At 73.5% G+C, this 16370-nt stretch carries 16 protein-coding genes; 4 read left to right on the top strand and 12 right to left on the bottom strand.

Annotation, left to right across the window (positions count from 1 at the left end; genetic code table 11):
* Positions 1-53 precede the first annotated feature (53 nt).
* Positions 54-335 carry a DUF2087 domain-containing protein gene (locus tag QE405_RS01765; RefSeq protein WP_307198509.1) on the top strand — a complete coding sequence of 94 codons (282 nt, stop codon included), beginning with the start codon at positions 54-56 and terminating at the stop codon, positions 333-335.
* Positions 336-503: 168 nt separating this feature from the next.
* On the opposite strand, the gene QE405_RS01760 is transcribed toward QE405_RS01765, so the two are convergent.
* The 5 genes from QE405_RS01760 to QE405_RS01740 all read right to left on the bottom strand — a co-directional run bounded on the left by QE405_RS01760 (position 504) and on the right by QE405_RS01740 (position 7657).
* Positions 504-1985 carry an HNH endonuclease signature motif containing protein gene (locus tag QE405_RS01760; RefSeq protein ID WP_307198508.1) on the bottom strand — a complete coding sequence of 494 codons (1482 nt, stop codon included), beginning with the start codon at positions 1983-1985 and terminating at the stop codon, positions 504-506.
* 362 nt (positions 1986-2347) lie between these two features.
* On the bottom strand, positions 2348-3559 hold the full coding sequence (locus QE405_RS01755; RefSeq protein WP_307198507.1) for a hypothetical protein: 1212 nt from the start codon (positions 3557-3559) through the stop codon (positions 2348-2350).
* Between the two features lie 362 nt (positions 3560-3921).
* Positions 3922-5274, bottom strand: coding sequence for a TerD family protein (locus tag QE405_RS01750; protein ID WP_307198506.1), 1353 nt, complete (start codon positions 5272-5274; stop codon positions 3922-3924).
* Between the two features lie 26 nt (positions 5275-5300).
* The gene (locus QE405_RS01745) at positions 5301-6329 is read right to left on the bottom strand and encodes a GNAT family N-acetyltransferase (protein WP_307198505.1); all 1029 of its coding nucleotides are present in this window, start codon (positions 6327-6329) and stop codon (positions 5301-5303) included.
* 98 nt (positions 6330-6427) lie between these two features.
* Positions 6428-7657, bottom strand: coding sequence for an RDD family protein (locus QE405_RS01740; RefSeq protein ID WP_307198504.1), 1230 nt, complete (start codon positions 7655-7657; stop codon positions 6428-6430).
* 131 nt (positions 7658-7788) lie between these two features.
* On the opposite strand from QE405_RS01740, the gene QE405_RS01735 reads away from it, so the two are divergent.
* Entirely contained in the window at positions 7789-8787 is a 999-nt protein-coding gene (locus tag QE405_RS01735; RefSeq protein ID WP_307198503.1) for a YihY/virulence factor BrkB family protein, read from the top strand.
* 62 nt (positions 8788-8849) lie between these two features.
* Here QE405_RS01735 and QE405_RS01730 read toward each other — a convergent pair whose 3' ends face one another.
* The 4 genes from QE405_RS01730 to QE405_RS01715 all read right to left on the bottom strand — a co-directional run bounded on the left by QE405_RS01730 (position 8850) and on the right by QE405_RS01715 (position 11454).
* Positions 8850-9458, bottom strand: a complete 609-nt coding sequence (locus QE405_RS01730) for a DUF3618 domain-containing protein (RefSeq protein ID WP_307198502.1) — start codon at positions 9456-9458, stop codon at positions 8850-8852.
* A complete protein-coding gene (locus QE405_RS01725; protein ID WP_307198501.1) occupies positions 9434-9868 on the bottom strand; it encodes a phage holin family protein in 435 nt (144 codons plus the stop codon). The genes QE405_RS01730 and QE405_RS01725 overlap by 25 nt, the downstream gene beginning before the upstream one ends.
* Positions 9865-10635 carry a hypothetical protein gene (locus QE405_RS01720; protein WP_307198500.1) on the bottom strand — a complete coding sequence of 257 codons (771 nt, stop codon included), beginning with the start codon at positions 10633-10635 and terminating at the stop codon, positions 9865-9867. The genes QE405_RS01725 and QE405_RS01720 overlap by 4 nt, the downstream gene beginning before the upstream one ends.
* Positions 10636-10785: 150 nt before the next feature.
* Positions 10786-11454 (bottom strand): hypothetical protein, encoded by a 669-nt coding sequence (locus tag QE405_RS01715; RefSeq protein ID WP_307198499.1) that lies wholly within the window; start codon positions 11452-11454, stop codon positions 10786-10788.
* A gap of 170 nt (positions 11455-11624) precedes the next feature.
* On the opposite strand from QE405_RS01715, the gene QE405_RS01710 reads away from it, so the two are divergent.
* On the top strand, positions 11625-12167 hold the full coding sequence (locus tag QE405_RS01710; RefSeq protein WP_307198498.1) for a PRC-barrel domain-containing protein: 543 nt from the start codon (positions 11625-11627) through the stop codon (positions 12165-12167).
* A gap of 23 nt (positions 12168-12190) precedes the next feature.
* Here QE405_RS01710 and glmM read toward each other — a convergent pair whose 3' ends face one another.
* The 3 genes from glmM to rplM all read right to left on the bottom strand — a co-directional run bounded on the left by glmM (position 12191) and on the right by rplM (position 14668).
* On the bottom strand, positions 12191-13546 hold the full coding sequence (gene glmM / locus QE405_RS01705) for a phosphoglucosamine mutase (protein WP_307198497.1): 1356 nt from the start codon (positions 13544-13546) through the stop codon (positions 12191-12193).
* Positions 13547-13667: 121 nt separating this feature from the next.
* Positions 13668-14222: a 30S ribosomal protein S9 gene (rpsI, locus tag QE405_RS01700; RefSeq protein ID WP_174268201.1), complete on the bottom strand. Its 555-nt coding sequence runs from the start codon at positions 14220-14222 to the stop codon at positions 13668-13670.
* The gene (gene rplM, locus QE405_RS01695) at positions 14219-14668 is read right to left on the bottom strand and encodes a 50S ribosomal protein L13 (RefSeq protein ID WP_307198496.1); all 450 of its coding nucleotides are present in this window, start codon (positions 14666-14668) and stop codon (positions 14219-14221) included. The genes rpsI and rplM overlap by 4 nt, the downstream gene beginning before the upstream one ends.
* Positions 14669-15029: 361 nt before the next feature.
* On the opposite strand from rplM, the gene QE405_RS01690 reads away from it, so the two are divergent.
* On the top strand, positions 15030-16337 hold the full coding sequence (locus QE405_RS01690; protein WP_307198495.1) for a citrate synthase: 1308 nt from the start codon (positions 15030-15032) through the stop codon (positions 16335-16337).
* Positions 16338-16370: the final 33 nt, after the last annotated feature.

Genomic DNA, 16370 nt, shown 5'->3' with positions numbered 1-16370 from the left:
GGGCCGTCGAAACGCGGTGGCCGGCCCGGCGGGTCCGGTCGTACGGTCGTCGCATGACGTCTGCGGATGCCGCTCGGGTGGTGGCCCAGTTCCTCGACGCCGACGGCGCCCTGCACACGATCCCGACCAAGCGGCGCAAGCAGCTGCTCGTGCTCGACCACGTGGTGCAGGCGTTCGAGCTCGGCGTCGTCTACCCGGAGGTGGAGGTGAACGCCGTGCTGCGCCGGTTCCACCCGGACGTGGCGGCGCTGCGGCGGTACCTCGTCGACGACGGGTTCCTGACGCGCGAGGCCAGCCGGTACTGGCGCTCCGGCGGGTCGGTCGCGCTCGACTAGGCACCGGGGTCTGCGCGGACGTCATGCGAGGCGGTGGCCCCGGCGACCGGAGCGCATGACGTCCCGAGCCCCGGTCGCCGGACGTCATGCGCGGTGGTGGCAGGTCTGGCGGCACGCTTCGCCGCCCGACCACGGGTGCGGCCGGGCGGCGGGTCGTGCTGGTCGGGATCAGGTCTTGTGCGTCTGGTCTCGTGCCTCATCGGGTGGCGGCCAGGGTCGGGTGCCGTCGCGGTCGACGAGGTAGCGCAGGCCCATCGGACTGGTCCAGATCAGGGCGTTCGGTGGCTCGTTCCGGGTGGGGTCGGTGGGGCGGTAGGTCCACCGGTTCCCAGCCTTGAGCTCGCGATGGGTCTTCATGCGGTGGTGGCGCCGGCAGAGCGGGAACAGGTTCTTGGTCGAGGTCTGGCCGGGTGGGCCGTTGTGGTCGTAGGCCTGGCAGTGGTCGAGGTCAGCGGTGCGTGAGCTGCGGGTGCAGAACGGGAACACGCATCTGGGCCAGCGGGCTCTGACGTGGTCGGCGATCCGGTCCGGTGCGGTGTAGCCGTTGACGGCGTCGTGTTGGTTGAGGTCGATGACCGGCTTGATCGTGACGGTGGTGTCGGGGCTGGCGCACCAGGCCTGGACCTGCTCGGCGGTGATTGCGCCGCGGGGTGCGCCGGGGGTGTCGAGCCGGGCCAGGTCGATCCCGGTGGTGCCGGTGCAGGCGTCGATCCCCGGACCCATGCCGTTGAGCGTGCCAGTGATGGCGGCCTGGTCGAGGTGCACGAAGAGCACCACCTCACGCCGAGTGCGTGTCGGCGTGGGCGGCTGCGTGGGCGGCTGGTCCGCGTCGTACTCGAGCGTGCTGATTCCGTCGCAGCGCCGGGCGATCTCTCCGAGGGCGATGGAGCGGCGTACGTCGAGGTCCTGATCGCAGCCCAGGTCGACCAGCTGCCGCGCCACGTGCGCGACCGTGCGTTCCAGATCAAGCGCGTCGGCCATATCGAGCGTCCCGTGGACGTCCACGGTCCCGCGCAGTGTCCCGGTCAACGGGTCGGCGTAGGCGACGTCGCCCAGCTCGATCGTCAGGTGCCGGCCCCCATCAGCCTCACCCCGTTCCGCCTCGGTGGTCTCGGGGTCGAACCGAGCCGCCGCCTCCGCCACCAACCGATCGACCTCAGGACCGGTGGCCTTGCCAGCGACGTACGCGACATGCCGGTCAACGAAGCTCGCCGCCTCGAACGTCAACGTCCGCGTCGCCTGCGCGATCCGCCGTCCCCGCCACACGTCGACCTCACCCGCAGCGATCCGCGCGTGGACACGCGGGAGGCGGTAGCGCAGCTCCACCGCATCACCCACCAACCGTCGCGCTGCGTCGAACGAACACCCACGAGCAGCGGCGACCTCCCCGATGCAGAACTCCGCCACCACAGGCGCTCCAGGGCCCCCCAGCTCGAGGAACTGGTCCCCGGCCAGGGTCTCGGCGTAAGACTCCTCGTGCCACTCGCCCAATGCCGTGATCGGGTCCCCGACGACCTCGTCCGAGGTGTGCGCTGCGGCCCAGTCGCCGACCGCGACGAACGCGGCCGCCTCTGCGGCGCGAGCAGCGTGTGTGAGCTCGCGGACCGCGCCGATCAACGCAGTCGCCGTGTGCTGGGTCCCCCGATCCATGACCCCACTCTAATCGAACACGTGTGCGATCACCACCTCTCGGTGGTGACCTGCGGATGACCGATCCGAGGCCGGCGGCGAGTTGTCACGTACGCAGCAACAAGTCCCCGCCCGCACCACGGCGTACATGACAACTCGACGCACCCGCCGCGCCGTTCAACCCACCTCGACGCACCGCACCGCGCCGTTCAACCCAACTCGACGCGCCTGCCGCGCCGTACAACCCACCTCGACGCACCCGCCGCGCCGTACAACCCACCTCGACGCACCCGCCGCGCCGTCCGACCCACCTCGACGCACCCGCCGCGCCGTACAACCCAATTCGACGCCCACGCCGCGCCGTCCAACCCAACTCGACGCCGTCATCCCCGCGGCACGATCCCGTCGCGCCACCCGTCGAGCGGGGCGTGGGCGCCGAGGAGGTGCGGTAGGGCGTGCGGGTCGCTCGGGCCGGTGTCGGGGAGGAACGTCCACGCCACCTCCGCGAACGTGTCGGCGAGGTGGCCCCCGACACCGCTCGGCAGGCGCAGGGAGGACCCCCAGGCGCGGGCGAGGAGACGACGCTCGGCGTCGCTGCCGACGCGGGGGACGTCGCCGGGTCCGGTGAGGACGAGCTGGACCCCGTACCCCGGCCCGGCCACCAACGTGTCGAGCAGCGGCACCGCCTCGCTCTCCCACAACGTCGGGACGTCGAGGAGCAGCAGCACGACGGGGCGGGCCAGCTCGGGGTCGAGCGCGTCGACCATGCGCTCCCGGTCGGCGACGGCGACGAGGTCGGCCCGGTGCACCAGGTCGGCCAGCACCCGCGTCAGCTGCGCCGCCCCGGTGACCGGCGGACCGGCGACCCCCGGAGGGAGCCCCGCGTCGCCCCGTGTGCCCCCCAGGTCGACGACGACGAGCCGGGGGCCGTGGGGCAGGAGGGACAGGACCGACCGCAGGGCCAGCGCGCGGGCCACGGCGGTGGCGGCACCGTCGCCGCCCTCGTCGGTGGTCACGAGGAGCGGGCGACCGGGGACCCCGCAGATCATCGGCAGGCGGAAGTCGGCGCCCGGCACCTCGAGCAGGTGCGGCAGCGTGATCTCCCCGGCGCGCACCGCCGGCGGCGGCACCGGCGGCACCGGCGCGGTGGGCGCGACGTCCCAGCGCGCGATCGCCGGGGGCAGCACCCGCTCGATGCCGGCCACCTCGGCCCGCAGCGCGGCGAGGTCCCGCAGGTGCGACTCCCGGGCCCGGCGGACGAGATCGTCCCGTCGCGCCTGCGCCTGCGCCCGCGCGGCGTCCCCGGCCGCCGACACCCGGAGGGCCGGGTCGGCGACCGACGCGTCGAGGTCCCGCTCCAGCTGGCCGTCGGCGAACGCGACGCTCGACTCGTACGACGCGGCACTCCGCGCGGCGTCCTGGAGCACCATCCCGACGAGCTGCACGGCCCGCGCCGGGTCGACCTCCGCGGGCGGCTGCGGCGGGGCGGAAGTGGCCGGCGCAGACGGCGCAGGCGCCAGCACCCCCGCCGGCACCCCGTGGTGGTGCTCGACGTCGGCGGCTCCCGCGGCGTACGTCCGGGCGACCGCGCGCACCTTCCACGTCTCCGCCCGCCGATAGACCTCGACGAGCGCGACGACCCGCGGTCGCGCGGGCGGCGGGGTCGGGCTGCACGTCGATCCGGAGCACGGTCGCCCCGGCGCCGTCGAGCAGGTCGAGGCGCGCCAGTCCCGGGTCGAGGCCGACGAGGAGGAGCCGGTCGCACTCGGCCGGCACGTCTGCGAGGCCGAGGTGCACCTCCCCCGCGGCGTGCACGACGTGGGCCGGGTCGACGACGCGTCCGTCGGCGCGCAGCGGCAGGACCGCGAGCGCCACCCCGTCCGCGACGACGCGGCAGGCGGGGTGGGGCCAGGGGGCGTTCTGCCCGGCGACCAGCGTCGTCATCGCCGGGACGGCCTCACAGGAACTTCGCCAGCTGCGGGACGGCCTCGCCCGGCACCTTGGCGTTGACGCCGTCGCCGATCGCCTGCAGCTTCCAGTCGCCGCCCTCGCGGTAGACCTTCGCCATCACCATGCCGGTCACGGGCAGCCCACCGGTCAGCGTGTAGCGAGCCAGCTCCCCGTCCGCGTGGTCGATGAGCCGGCAGAAGGCGTTCTGCACCTGCTGGAACGTCTGCCCGGCGTAGCTCGTCACGATGAACACCAGCGTGTCCACGTGCACCGGCACCCGCGTGAGGTCGACGACGATGGTCTCGTCGTCGCCGTCGCCCTCGCCCGTCCGGTTGTCCCCGAGGTGGCGCACCGAGCCGTCGCGGGTCGTCAGGTTGTTGTAGAACGCCAGGTCGACGGGCTGCCCGCTCGCGAAGAGCACCACCGAGGCGTCGAGGTCGATCTCGACCTCACGCGACCCGAACAGGCCCCCCTTGCGGATCGGGTCCCACCCCAGGCCCATGCGCACCTGCGTCAGCTTCTGGCCGCCGTCCTTCGTGAGCCGGACGCGCTGGCCCTTCTGCAGCGAGACCGAGGCGCCCTTGCGGAGGCTCACCTCGCCCCCACCCTGCGGGGGCTGCTGCTGCGGGGACTGCTGCGATGCAGCCGGCGGGTACGACGGCGCGCTCGGCGGGTAGCTCGGCGCCGCCGGCGGCTGCTGGGGCGCGGGCGGATAGCTCGGGGCGCTCGGCGGGGACGACGGCGCGGCCGGCGGGTACGACGGCGCGCTCGGCGGGTAGCTCGGCGCAGCGGGCGGCTGCTGGGGCGCGGGCGGGTAGCTCGGGGCTGCCGCCGGAGCAGGCGCGGCCGGGGCCGCGGGCTCGTCGTCGACGCTCACGCCGTGGTCGCGGATGAGGTCGGCGAGGCCGCCGTCGTACCCCCGGCCCACCGCCCGCACCTTCCACTCCCCGTTGCGCCGGTAGAGCTCGACCATGACGACGATCGTCTCGCGGTCGAGGCCCGTCATCGGGAACTCGGCGACCGGCTGGCCGCCGCTGGCGATGCGCGCGACGGGCTGGCCCACCTGCCCGAACACCTTGCCGCCGTCGTCGAGCGAGGTCACGAGGCGCACGGCGTGGACGTCCGCCGGCACCGCCGCGAGGTCGACGTCGACGCGCCAGCCCTGGCCACCGGACGCCGGCACGCAGGTCACTCCCGGCCCGCTGGGCTGGTTGTAGAAGATGAAGTCGGCGTCGCTGCGCACCTTGCCTGCCTCGGTGACGAGCAGCGCGGAGAGGTCCGCGGCCGCGGCCACGTCCACGGTGACGGAGAGGTTCGTCGCGGACAGCGGCGCGTTGGCGCCCTTCGCCAAGGTGATCACGAGACGTGAATCTAGCGGACCCGGCCTCACCCGAGGCGGAGCTGCACCGAGCACGTCCGCTCGACCACCCGGAAGCCGAGGTCGACGTTGACGGCGAGCATGTGCGCGTTGCTCTCCGCGTTCCAGGTCACGACCTGGCGGGCCTCGGGGAACCGCTCCTGGGCCAGCCGCTGGTTGGCCACCTTGGTCGCCAGCCCCAGCCGGTGGCCCCGGTGGTCGCGACGCACGATGGTGCTCCACTGGTGGAGCCGCGCGGGCTCGTGGTCGTTCGCCCAGAGCTCCGTCAGCGCGACCACGTCCCCGTCGGGCGCCACCGCGGCGGTGGAGACGTTCCGCCGCCCCTGCGCGGCGGCCTCCCGCTCCTTGTGGCGCCACACGTCGACGTCCGCGTGCAGCGGCTCGATCTCGAGGTCGCCCGACGGGGCCTCGACGTCGACGACGGCGTCGAGCTCGACGTACGAGGCCACGAGGTCCTCGGGGACCGGGCCCTCCCAGGAGCGCAGGGTGTACGCCGCGTGGTGCGGCGCCGCCGCGGCGGCCAGCGCGTCCAGCCGCACGAGGTCGAGCGGGAGGTCGACACGGCTCTGCAGCTCGACGAGCGCGACCTCGTAGCCCAGCGCCGCCGCGAAGCCCGGTCCGCCGAGGTCCTCGCCCTGCTCCCCCGGACCCTGGTGGACCCCCGCCTGGAGGACCGTGCGGCCCTGCGCCACCGCGTCGGCGACCATCGCCGTGTGGACGGCGCGGCCGATCCCGCGGCGGCGCTGCTCGACCGGGACCCACACGTCGGGGTTCGCCGTCGTGAGGTTGTCGAGCCGGGGCAGCGACAGCATCCCCCCGCCCACGACCTCGCCGTCGACGCGCGCCACGTAGGCGTGCCGGGCGAGGTCGGGGCGGTCCGACGTCACGCCCCCGCGCAGGTGCTCCAGCGACCACGTGTTGGCCCGGGACGCGCGCCCGTAGCGGCACGCGGCCTCGTACACCCCGTGCCAGGCGCGGACCGCGTCGTCGAAGCCCGGGGACGCGGGGTCGAGACGCTCGACCTGGACGGTGCTCATGGCCGGCGACCCTAGGACGGCACCGGGGCCGGGAGCGAGCGGTTTTCCGCTCGTCCCGGCCCCGACCCGCGCACGTCTCGCGCCCGGTGGGCGGTGGGTCAGATCTCCTCGACGACCACGTGGCGGTCGCCCATGAGCACCTTGTCGCCCACGCGCAGCGGCGTCACCGCGCCCGGCTGCACGAGGAACTCCGAACCGTCACGGGAGACGGCCACGCCGTTGGTGGAGTTGAGGTCCTCGACCGTGATGTCCTCCCCGGAGCGCACGAACGCGGCGTGCGACTTCGACAGGCTCCGGCCCGGGTCGGCCAGCACGTGGCACAGACCGCCGGCGGCGTCGACCGGGGAGCGGCCGACCACGACGCGCTCGCCGCGCGGCAGGACCGTGCCGTCGTCCATCACGAGACGCACGATCTTGGCCCGCTCGGCCGGAGCGGCCGGTCCCGACGACGACGCTGCCGCCGCAGCGGGTGCTCCCCACCCGCCCGTCGACGACGGGGCGCCCGGCGCGTCGGTCGGGATGGGCTGGGTCGAGGCGCTCGGCGTCGCGCCCGCGGGCGGGGCGTAGGGGTCGGCCGGCGCGTCCTGCTGCCCGTACGGCGCGTAGCCGCCCCCGTCGCCGGACGGCTGCTCGTACCCGCCCGAGGCCGGGGCCGCGTCGTACCCGGTGGAACCGGTCTCGTAGCCGGTGGACTGCTGGCTCCACGGGGACTGCTCGTAGCCGCCCTGGTCCTGGCTGCCCTGACCACCCTGGTCGTACTGGTAGCCGCCCTGGTCGTAGCCGCCCTGCTGGTAGCCGCCCTGGTCGTACCCGCCCTGGTCGTACCCCGGCTCCGCGGCGTACGCACCGCCGCCGGCCGAGGCGCCCGCGAGCGAGGCGGTGCGCACGACGACGCTGCCGACGGTCTTGTCGTGCCAGGACTGCTTGCGGCTGTCGCCGTTCGCGATGACCGCGTTGACGATCTGCAGGATCGCGCAGGCACCGAGCGCGCCGCGGACGAGGTAGCGCAGGAACGCCTTGCCGAACCCGATGGGCTGCAGCGTGTCGGCGCCGACCGTGCTGAGCTTCAGCGCCTTCTTGCCGATGGAGGCACCCTTCGTGCCCTCGAGCCAGATGTTGGCGACCATGACGCCGAACAGCGCCACGAGGCCCAGCAGGGTGAAGATCGCCATCTGGTCGGGCAGTGCCGCCCCGATCCCCAGCAGGATCGCGTAGGGCAGCGAGACGACCAGGCCGTCGATGAGGAGCGCGCCGAACCGCACGCCGATCCCGGCGTACTCCGGAGCACCCCCGCCCTGTGCCGGTGCGCCATAGCTCGGGTAGCTCATCGTTTCCTCCTCGTGGGCACGGTGGCCACCCCTCCCGGCGGCGGCCCGGCGAGGCGTACCCACCCCGGCCGGCGCCCAATCCCCCGATCCGCAACGGTCTGGACCGGGGCCGCCGCGTACTCTCCCTCGCCATGACCACGGCGCGCACCGTCCCCGTCACCACCGAGCTGGACGGTGACGAGCTCGACGCCGACGACGCCTTCCACCTGTTGCGACGCGTCGGCCCGCGCCGCGTGCTGACGGAGGCCTTCGTGCGCTTCCGGTACGGCGACGGGTTCAGCAGCTCCCGCGCCCTGGCGCTGCAGGCGACGCTGGCGGTGGTGCCCTTCCTCCTCGCGCTCACGGGCCTCGCCGCCGACCTGGACGCCGAGCGGCCCTCCCGCGTCATCGCCGCCACCGTGGACGCGGTGAGCCCGGGCACGGGCCAGGACGACGCCCTCGTCGACGCCCTCGCCAGCGCCGACGAGGAGGGCGACGACAGCGCCGAGCTCGCGGGCGAGATCGCGCTCGTGGGCGGCCTGCTGTTCTCGCTGCTCTCCATGACGGTGGCGATGGCGCAGGTGGAGCGCGGCACCAACCGGATCTACGGCATCCGCCGCGACCGACCGGCGCCGGCCAAGTACGGCCGCGCGGCCGTCCTCGCCGGCGTCCTCGCCGCCCCGGTGGGGCTCGGCTTCCTGCTCCTCGTCGCCGGGCGCGAGTTCGCGCGGGCGATGGAGACGGAGTACGGGTGGTCGCAGTCCGCCGTGCTCGCCTGGTCGATCGGCCGGTGGCCGGCCGGCATCGTGCTGCTGGTCGTGACCATCGCGCTGCTCATGGAGAAGTCGCCCCGCCGTCGCCAGCCGGCGCTCTCCTGGGTGGCCTTCGGCTCGGGCGTCACCGTGGCGCTCGTGCTCGTCGCGACGGGCGGGCTCGCGGCGTACGTCGGCCTGTCCAGGTCGTTCAGCACCGTCTACGGCCCGCTGGCCGGGATCGTCGCCCTGCTGCTCTGGGCGGTGATGTCGTCGGTCGCGTTCTTCTACGGTGCCGCGGTCTGCGCGCAGCTCGAGGCCATCCGCGGGGGCGACGACGACCCCGCCGAGCCCGACCCCGGGCGCCCCCACGCGCGGACCGTCGACGAGCACCCCTGAGTCGTGGCCTCAGCGCGTCGCTTTCCGTTGCGCTGAGGCCACGACCCCGGTACGGCGCGGGGTCAGCCCGTCGTCTCGGACCTCACGTTCTGCGCCGAGGACGCGCCCTCCTCCTGCACGTGCGAGGCCGCGTCCTGCGCGGTCTGCTTGACCTCCTCGACCGAGGAGGCGGCGCTGTCGCGCAGGCTCTGGCCCACGTCGACGGCCGCAGCCCTGGCGTCGTCCACGAGGGGCGCCGCCTGCTCCTTGATCGTGTCGGTGACCTGCGCGGCGGCGCGGGCCTCGACCTTGCTCGCCGGGAGCAGAGCGGAGATGACCATGCCGAGGCCGAAGACGGCCACACCGGCGGCCAGCGGCGCGCCGTCGTAGCGCTGCTGGGCCGTCTCGGCTGCCTGGTGCGCGCTGTCGACCGCCTGCGAGGCGGCGTTCGAGGCGGCGTTCGAGGCGGCGTTGGACGCACCCTCGGCCCCGCCGGCCACCTTGCCGCGGGCGTCGTTCGCGCCCCCCATGACCTTCTCGCGCACACCCAGCACGCGATCGCGGGCCGCGGCCTTCTTGCGGTCGACGATGGCGCTCGGGCTCACCTTGTCCTGCAGCTCGTCGAGGTCCGAGGCGAGGGCACCACGGGTGCGGGCGATCTCTGCGGTCAGCTCTTCTGGGCTCTGGCCCATGATGCGTCCTCCTTGAGGGTGCGCTGCGTCGTCGGCAGCTGGGGGTTGGCCTTCTTCAGCTCGGAGCGACCGAGGGCGGCGAGCACGCCGGCCGCCACGGCCCACAGGAGCGTGGTGATGAGTGCGGCGAGCTCGACCGGCATCCAGTTGTCGAGCAGGAACATGAGCGTCAGCGACAGGAAGACCAGCACGAGGTGGCCCGCGACCGCGGCACCGCCGAGCATGCCGGCGCCCTTGCCGGCCTGGGTCGCCTCCTGCTTGAGCTCCGCCTTCGCGAGGTCGAGCTCCTGCTTGACGAGCGTGCTGAGGTCCTGGGAGACGTCGCTGACGATCTCACCGAGGCTCCGCTCACCGCCGTGGCTGCGCGGACCCGCCGGGTCGTGGGGCGGGGGGTCGAGGGGGGTGCTCACGCAGGCCCCTCGAGGCCGGCGCTGCGACCGTAGCCGGCGGCGTTCGTCCCCATGGGCCCGTCGTCGTCGAGGGCGGGCCCCGGGTCGACCGTGCCGGGCCTCTCGTCCGGGAGCGGCGGCAGGCCCTGACCCGGGTCCGCGACGTGCTGCGGACGGGTGTCACCGGCGAGCGGGTCGCTGCCGTGGTCCTGCCCGACGGGCGGGGCCGCCACCGGAGTGGGGCTCACCGGGGGCGGCGTCGGGGTGGGGCTCACCGGGGGCGGCGTCGGGGCCGGGGCCGTGCCGACGGCACCGACCTGCGGGGCGTCCTTGGCCCCGCGCACCACGCGCCCCGCGACCACGCCGGCGGCCAGAGCGCCGAGCAGGAACACGCCCGGACGGCGCCGGGCGAAGTCGCGTGCGTCGTCGAGGAGCTGGCTGGGGTCGCGGCCGTCGAGGTAGGACTGGAGCGAGCGGGCGCGGTCGGCGACCTCGCGGGCGGCCTGCGCGGCGAGGCCGGAACTCTCGCTGCGGTCGGCCATCTGCGCCAGGTCGTCGCTCAGGGCACCGAGCGTGCCGACCAGCTTGTCCCGCTGCTGCCGCGACTGGTCGTCGAGCTGCTGCGCGACCTGCTGGCGGGTCTCGTCCACGAGCTGGCGCGTCTGCGCGGAGACCTCGGAGGCAACGTTCTGCGCCTCGTCCTTGGCGACGCCGGTGACGTGACGCCCCTCGTCGACCGCGGCGGACGCGGCGGCCTGGGCCTTCTCGGTGGTGGATGGGTCGGTCATCTGTTCCTCCTGGGGTGGTGGAGACATGCGTGTCGTGCACTGCGGGGCCGAGGTGCTCTGCCGCAGGTGGTGGGCGACGTCCTGTCGGAGGTCGTCACCCGGGAGGACGGCGGTGGGGCGTGCCGTCGGAGGGCCGGTGAGGCGCGGGGCTCAGTGCCGGATCACGGCGCGGTCGACGCGGTCGTGGTAGCGGTGGCCGACCTTGCCGCCGAGCACGGCGGCGAGGAGGGTCCCGAGCACGACCGCCAGCGCGGTGACCACGGCGCCGATGCTGAGGTCCTGCGTGGAGACGGGGATCCGGGGCAGGCTGACGCGGTCGAGGATGTTGTACTGCGAGCCGAAGACGGCGCCGAGCACCACGGCCACCACCGTCACGACGAGCCCGATGACCCAGACGCCCACCCCCTGGCGCCCGCCGTCGAAGCGCGACATGCGCCCGGCCACGTAGCCCCCGGCGTAGTAGCCGAGCAGCAGCACGACCAGCAGCACGACGGCCGCGGCCACCCCGATGGTGCCGCTCTCCCGCTCGGCCTCGGTCTGCGTGATGCCGGTCGAGGAGCCGACGGCCGCCACCACGGCGCCGACGATGCTGGTGAGCAGGATGGCCACGGCCACGGCCACGAGCCACCCGAAGAAGCAGGCCCCGAGGTTCATCCCCGCGAAGCGGTCGCGTGCGGCCGAGTCGTCCACGGCCGTTCGCCGCCGCTCCTGCAGGGCGTCGAAGGTGCTGGCGCCGCCCCCGGCGGGCCGGTCGTCCCTGTGGTCGTCCCTGTGGTCGTGCCGGTGGTCGTGCTGGTCGTCCCTGTGGTGTCGTGCCACGTCGTTCTCCTTCGTCGTGCCCCGCAGGCCACCGGTTGCCCGTTTCGCGCGGTTCACCCGGCCCGGGTCGCATTTCGTCCGAGCTCCGCGACCTCGCAGCCCCGTTCCGAGCCGGGTACACGGGTACCGGCCACCGTCAGCAACGGGGAGTTCCGGGACAGGAGAACCAGATGCTCGACGAGACCCAGGCTCGCGACGCGATCGGCACCACCGCCTACACCCAGGCCGGGGACAAGATCGGCAAGGTCGGGCAGCTCTACTACGACGACGCGACCGGGCAGCCGGCGTTCGTCACGGTCAACACGGGGCTGTTCGGCATGAGGGAGTCCTTCGTGCCGGTGACCGACGCGACCCTCGACGGCGACCGCCTGACGCTGCCGTTCACCAAGGAGCAGATCAAGGACGCCCCCTCGGTCGACGTCGACGGCGGCCACCTGGACGAGGCCGAGGAGGCTCGACTCTGGCAGCACTACGCCGGGCACCGCGGCCGGCACGTCGGCCCCGACACGAACGGTCGCACCACGGACGAGGCCACGACCCGCCCCGCGGAGAACGCCGGGGTCGGCACCGCCACGCCGCAGGCGGGCCGCCCGCGGCTCCGCAGGTACGTCACCACCGAGCTGGTCACGCAGACCGTCCCGGTCCGCCGGGAGCGCATCGAGGTCGTGGACGACGCGGACGGCGTGGACCAGGTGGACGACCGCCGCGCCTGATCCACCCGCAGCGGCAGGGAGGCCTAGGCCAGGGTCAGCCGCTCGCGGACGACCTCGGCGAGCCGGTCGGCGACGCCGCGGGCCTCGTCGTCGGTGGTCGCCTCCACCATCACCCGCACCACGGGCTCGGTGCCGGAGGGACGCAGCAGGATGCGGCCGGAGTCCCCGAGCTTGTCCTGCTCGGCCGCCACCGCCTCCTGGAGCACCTCGTCGTCCGTGCGGGCCTTGTCGACCCCGGGGACGTTGACGAGCACCTGCGGCATGCGGGTCATCACCCCGGCGAGGTCGGCCAGGGACGACCCCGTGACGGCCATCCGCTGGGCGAGGTGGAGCGCGGTGAGGAGGCCGTCGCCCGTCGTGGCGTGGCGCCGCATGACGACGTGGCCCGACTGCTCGCCGCCGAGCACGCGGCCCGAGGCGTTCATCTCCTCGAGCACGTAGCGGTCGCCCACCTGCGTGGCCGTGACGGTGATGCCGTGCGCCCGGAGCGCTCGGGTGAAGCCCAGGTTGCTCATGACGGTCGCCACGACCGTGTCGCCGGCGAGCTCGCCGGCCTCGCGCAGCGCGAGGGCCAGCACGGCGAGGATCTGGTCCCCGTCGACGTCCTCGCCGCGCGCGTCCACCGCGAGGCACCGGTCGGCGTCGCCGTCGAGGGCGAACCCGGCGTCGGCCCCGTGGGCGAGCACGGCGGCGCGCAGCGGGCCCAGGTGGGTGGAGCCGCACCCGTCATTGATGTTGAGCCCGTCGGGCGAGGCGTGGATGGCGACCACCTCGGCGCCCGCGGCGCGCAGGGCCGCCGGCCCCACCTCGCTGGCCGCCCCCTCGGCGCAGTCGAGCACGAGCTTGAGCCCCGCGAGGGGCGTCGTGAGCGTGGAGGCGAGGTGCGCGACGTACTGGTCGGCGCCGCCAGCGTGGGCGGTCACGCGGCCGACGCCCGCACCGGTGGGACGCTGCCAGGGCTCGCGCAGCCGCGCCTCGATGGCGCGCTCGATCGCGTCGTCGAGCTTGACGCCGCCGCGCGCGAGGAACTTGATGCCGTTGTCCGGCATGGGGTTGTGGGACGCCGACAGCATCACGCCGAGGTCGGCGTCGAGCACGTCGGTGAGGTAGGCGACGCCGGGGGTCGGCAGCACGCCGAGGAGCAGCACGTCGACTCCGGCAGAGGCGAGGCCCGCGACCACGGCGGCCTCGAGGAACTGGCCGGAGACGCGGGTGTCACGACCGACGACGGCGAGCGGGCGCGACCCGTCCGCGTGGGTCAGCGCGCCGGCCTCCGCGAGCACGTGCGCCGCGGCGACGGAGAGGTCGAGGGCCAGCTCGGCGGTGAGGACGTCGTTCGCGAGTCCGCGGACGCCGTCGGTCCCGAAGAGGCGCGTCATGAAGGAGCTCCGTTCCCCGCCCTGCCCGGACGGACCGCGCGGCGACCCCGGCAGGGCGGGAAAAAGCACGCCCGGGTGTCGTCGAGGACGACACCCGGGCGGCCGACGCGCGGCGGGACGATCAGCGCTTGCTGAACTGCGGCGCCTTGCGGGCCTTCTTGAGACCGGCCTTCTTGCGCTCGATGACGCGGGCGTCGCGACGGAGCAGCCCGGCCTTCTTGAGCGAGGGGCGGTTGGCCTCGACGTCGACGTCGTTGAGGGCGCGGGCCACGCCGAGGCGCAGGGCGCCGGCCTGACCGGTGATGCCACCGCCGTGGATGCGGGCGATGACGTCGAAGCGGCCCTCGAGCTGGGTCGTCGCGAAGGGCTCGTTGACGACCTGCTGGTGCAGCTTGTTCGGGAAGTACGAGTCGAGGGTGCGGCCGTTGATGGTCCACACGCCGGTGCCCGGCACGATGCGGACACGGGCCACGGCCTCCTTGCGACGGCCGGTGGCCGCAGCGGGGGCGATGGTGGCGATGCGCTCAGGAGCGTCGGCGCTGGGGGCGCTCTCGCTGCTGTAGGCGACGCCCTGCTCGTTGACCTCGTAGGTCTCCTCGACCTCGGTCTCGGGAGTGCTCACGGTGTTCCTCACTGATCCTGGAGTCTGGGGGTGCGCGGTGGCGGTGGGGGTCAGCGACCCTGCGAGATCTGCGTGATCTCGTAGGGCTTCGCCTGCTGGGCGCTGTGCGGGTGCTCGGGGCCGGAGTAGACCTTGAGCTTCTTCAGCTGCTGCCGGCCGAGGCGGTTCTTCGGCAGCATGCCCCACACGGCCTTCTCGATCGCCTTGCGCGCGTCCTTCTCCAGGAGCTCACCGATCGGGGTCGCGGTGAGACCACCGGGGTAGCCCGAGTGGCGGTAGGCGAGCTTGGTCGTCTTCTTGGTGCCGGACAGCGCGACCTTGTCAGCGTTGACGACGATGACGAAGTCACCGGTGTCGGCGTTGGGGGCGAACTGCGGCTTGTGCTTGCCGCGCAGGAGGTTGGCGACCTGGACCGCGAGGCGACCCAGGACGATGTCCTGCGCGTCGATGACGAGCCACTCGCGCTGGATGTCAGCGGGCTTCGGGGCGTACGTACGCAACGTCGTGCCTTCTTCTCGTTCGTGGACCCGCCCGGGAAGCCCCCGGCCGGGTGGTGGTTCCGCACCCTCTGACGAACACTGCCCGGCTCGGCTCCCCCGCGTCGGGGGCGACCGTCCGGATCTGCACCGCGACCGTCCGGAGGACCGGGAGTCACGACGCGGCAGGGGGCGCGACCGGCAACACTACGAGGCGGGGGTCGCGCGGGTCAAAACGACCGCGCGGGGCCGCGCCGCGGCGTACCCGTGGGTAACCAGCCCGGAGGGGGCTCGGCCTGGCCGGAGGGCTAGGTTAGGCGACGATGCCATCCGGCAGGCGCACCGGTTGCGCGCTGCCGCCCGAACGCACCGACGAGGAGTCGACGTGACCGACGCAGGAACTCCGGGCGCCTCCCTGACCATCCGCGACAACCGCACGGGTCAGGAGTACGACGTCCCCATCGTCGACGGCACCATCCGCGCCGCCGACCTGGGCAAGATCAAGTCCGAGGACGACCAGCCCGGTCTGGCGGTCTACGACCCCGGCTTCACGAACACGGCCTCGTGTCGCAGCTCCGTCACCTACATCGACGGCGACAAGGGCATCCTGGAGTACCGGGGCTACCCCATCGAGCAGCTCGCGGAGCACTCGACCTTCCTCGAGGTGGCCTACCTGCTCATCCACGGCGAGCTCCCCACGAAGGAGCAGTACGAGGCGTGGGAGCACGAGATCACGTTCCACACGTTCGTGCACGAGAACGTCAAGTCGCTGATGCAGGGCTTCCGGTACGACGCGCACCCCATGGGGATGCTCATGGCGTCGGTGGGGGCCCTGTCGACGTTCTACCCCGCGGCCGGCAACATCCACGACGCCGACAACCGGCACATGCAGATCGTGCGGATGATCGCGAAGATGCCGACGCTCGGCGCCTGGTCGTTCCGGCACGCGCAGGGCAAGCCCTACGTCTACCCGGACAACGACCTCTCCTACACGGCCAACTTCCTCTCGATGCTCTTCAAGATGAGCGAGTCGAAGTACCAGCCCGACGAGCGCCTCGTGAAGGCCCTCGACGTGCTCTTCATCCTCCACGCCGACCACGAGCAGAACTGCTCGGCCAACGCGGTGCGCTCCGTCGGCAGCTCGCAGGTCGACCCCTACTCCTCCGTGGCCGCCGGCATCGGCGCCCTCTTCGGCCCGCTGCACGGCGGTGCCAACGAGGCCGTGCTCCGGATGCTGCGCCGCATCGGCAGCAAGGAGAACATCCCCGCGTTCATCGAGGGGGTGAAGAAGGGCGAGGAGCGCCTCATGGGCTTCGGCCACCGGGTCTACAAGAACTACGACCCGCGCGCCCGCATCATCAAGAAGGCCGCCGACGACGTCTTCGAGGTCACCGGGGTCAACCCGCTGCTCGAGATCGCCCAGGAGCTGGAGAAGATCGCGCTCGAGGACGAGTACTTCGTCAAGCGCAAGCTCTACCCCAACGTCGACTTCTACTCGGGCCTCATCTACGAGGCGCTGGAGTTCCCGCCCGAGATGTTCACCGTGCTCTTCGCCATCGGCCGCACGCCGGGCTGGCTCGCGCAGTGGAACGAGCTCGTGCAGGACAAGGAGCAGAAGATCGCGCGCCCGAAGCAGATCTACACGGGCGACCGCGGGCTCACCTTCACGCCCGCCGCGGAGCGCTGGGCCTGACCCGCTCCCCCGCCAGACGCACGCGTCCCCGAC

Origin of the sequence: Nocardioides zeae, from assembly GCF_030818655.1 — a bacterium.
Lineage (GTDB): Bacteria > Actinomycetota > Actinomycetes > Propionibacteriales > Nocardioidaceae > Nocardioides > Nocardioides zeae_A.
The sequence above is the reverse complement of the archived record's forward strand: the minus strand, read 5'-3'. Positions and strand labels throughout refer to the sequence as shown.

What these genes read in the sequence shown, in the direction of transcription:
- glmM (WP_307198497.1), bottom strand. Translation starts at nt 13,546, where the DNA reads ATGACGCGCCTCTTCGGGACCGACGGCGTCCGCGGACTCGCGAACGAC.
- QE405_RS01720 (WP_307198500.1), bottom strand. Translation starts at nt 10,635, where the DNA reads ATGACCGACCCATCCACCACCGAGAAGGCCCAGGCCGCCGCGTCCGCC.
- QE405_RS01740 (WP_307198504.1), bottom strand. Translation starts at nt 7,657, where the DNA reads ATGAGCTACCCGAGCTATGGCGCACCGGCACAGGGCGGGGGTGCTCCG.
- QE405_RS01760 (WP_307198508.1), bottom strand. Translation starts at nt 1,985, where the DNA reads ATGGATCGGGGGACCCAGCACACGGCGACTGCGTTGATCGGCGCGGTC.
- QE405_RS01765 (WP_307198509.1), top strand. Translation starts at nt 54, where the DNA reads ATGACGTCTGCGGATGCCGCTCGGGTGGTGGCCCAGTTCCTCGACGCC.
- QE405_RS01745 (WP_307198505.1), bottom strand. Translation starts at nt 6,329, where the DNA reads ATGAGCACCGTCCAGGTCGAGCGTCTCGACCCCGCGTCCCCGGGCTTC.
- QE405_RS01710 (WP_307198498.1), top strand. Translation starts at nt 11,625, where the DNA reads ATGCTCGACGAGACCCAGGCTCGCGACGCGATCGGCACCACCGCCTAC.
- QE405_RS01735 (WP_307198503.1), top strand. Translation starts at nt 7,789, where the DNA reads ATGACCACGGCGCGCACCGTCCCCGTCACCACCGAGCTGGACGGTGAC.
- QE405_RS01730 (WP_307198502.1), bottom strand. Translation starts at nt 9,458, where the DNA reads ATGGGCCAGAGCCCAGAAGAGCTGACCGCAGAGATCGCCCGCACCCGT.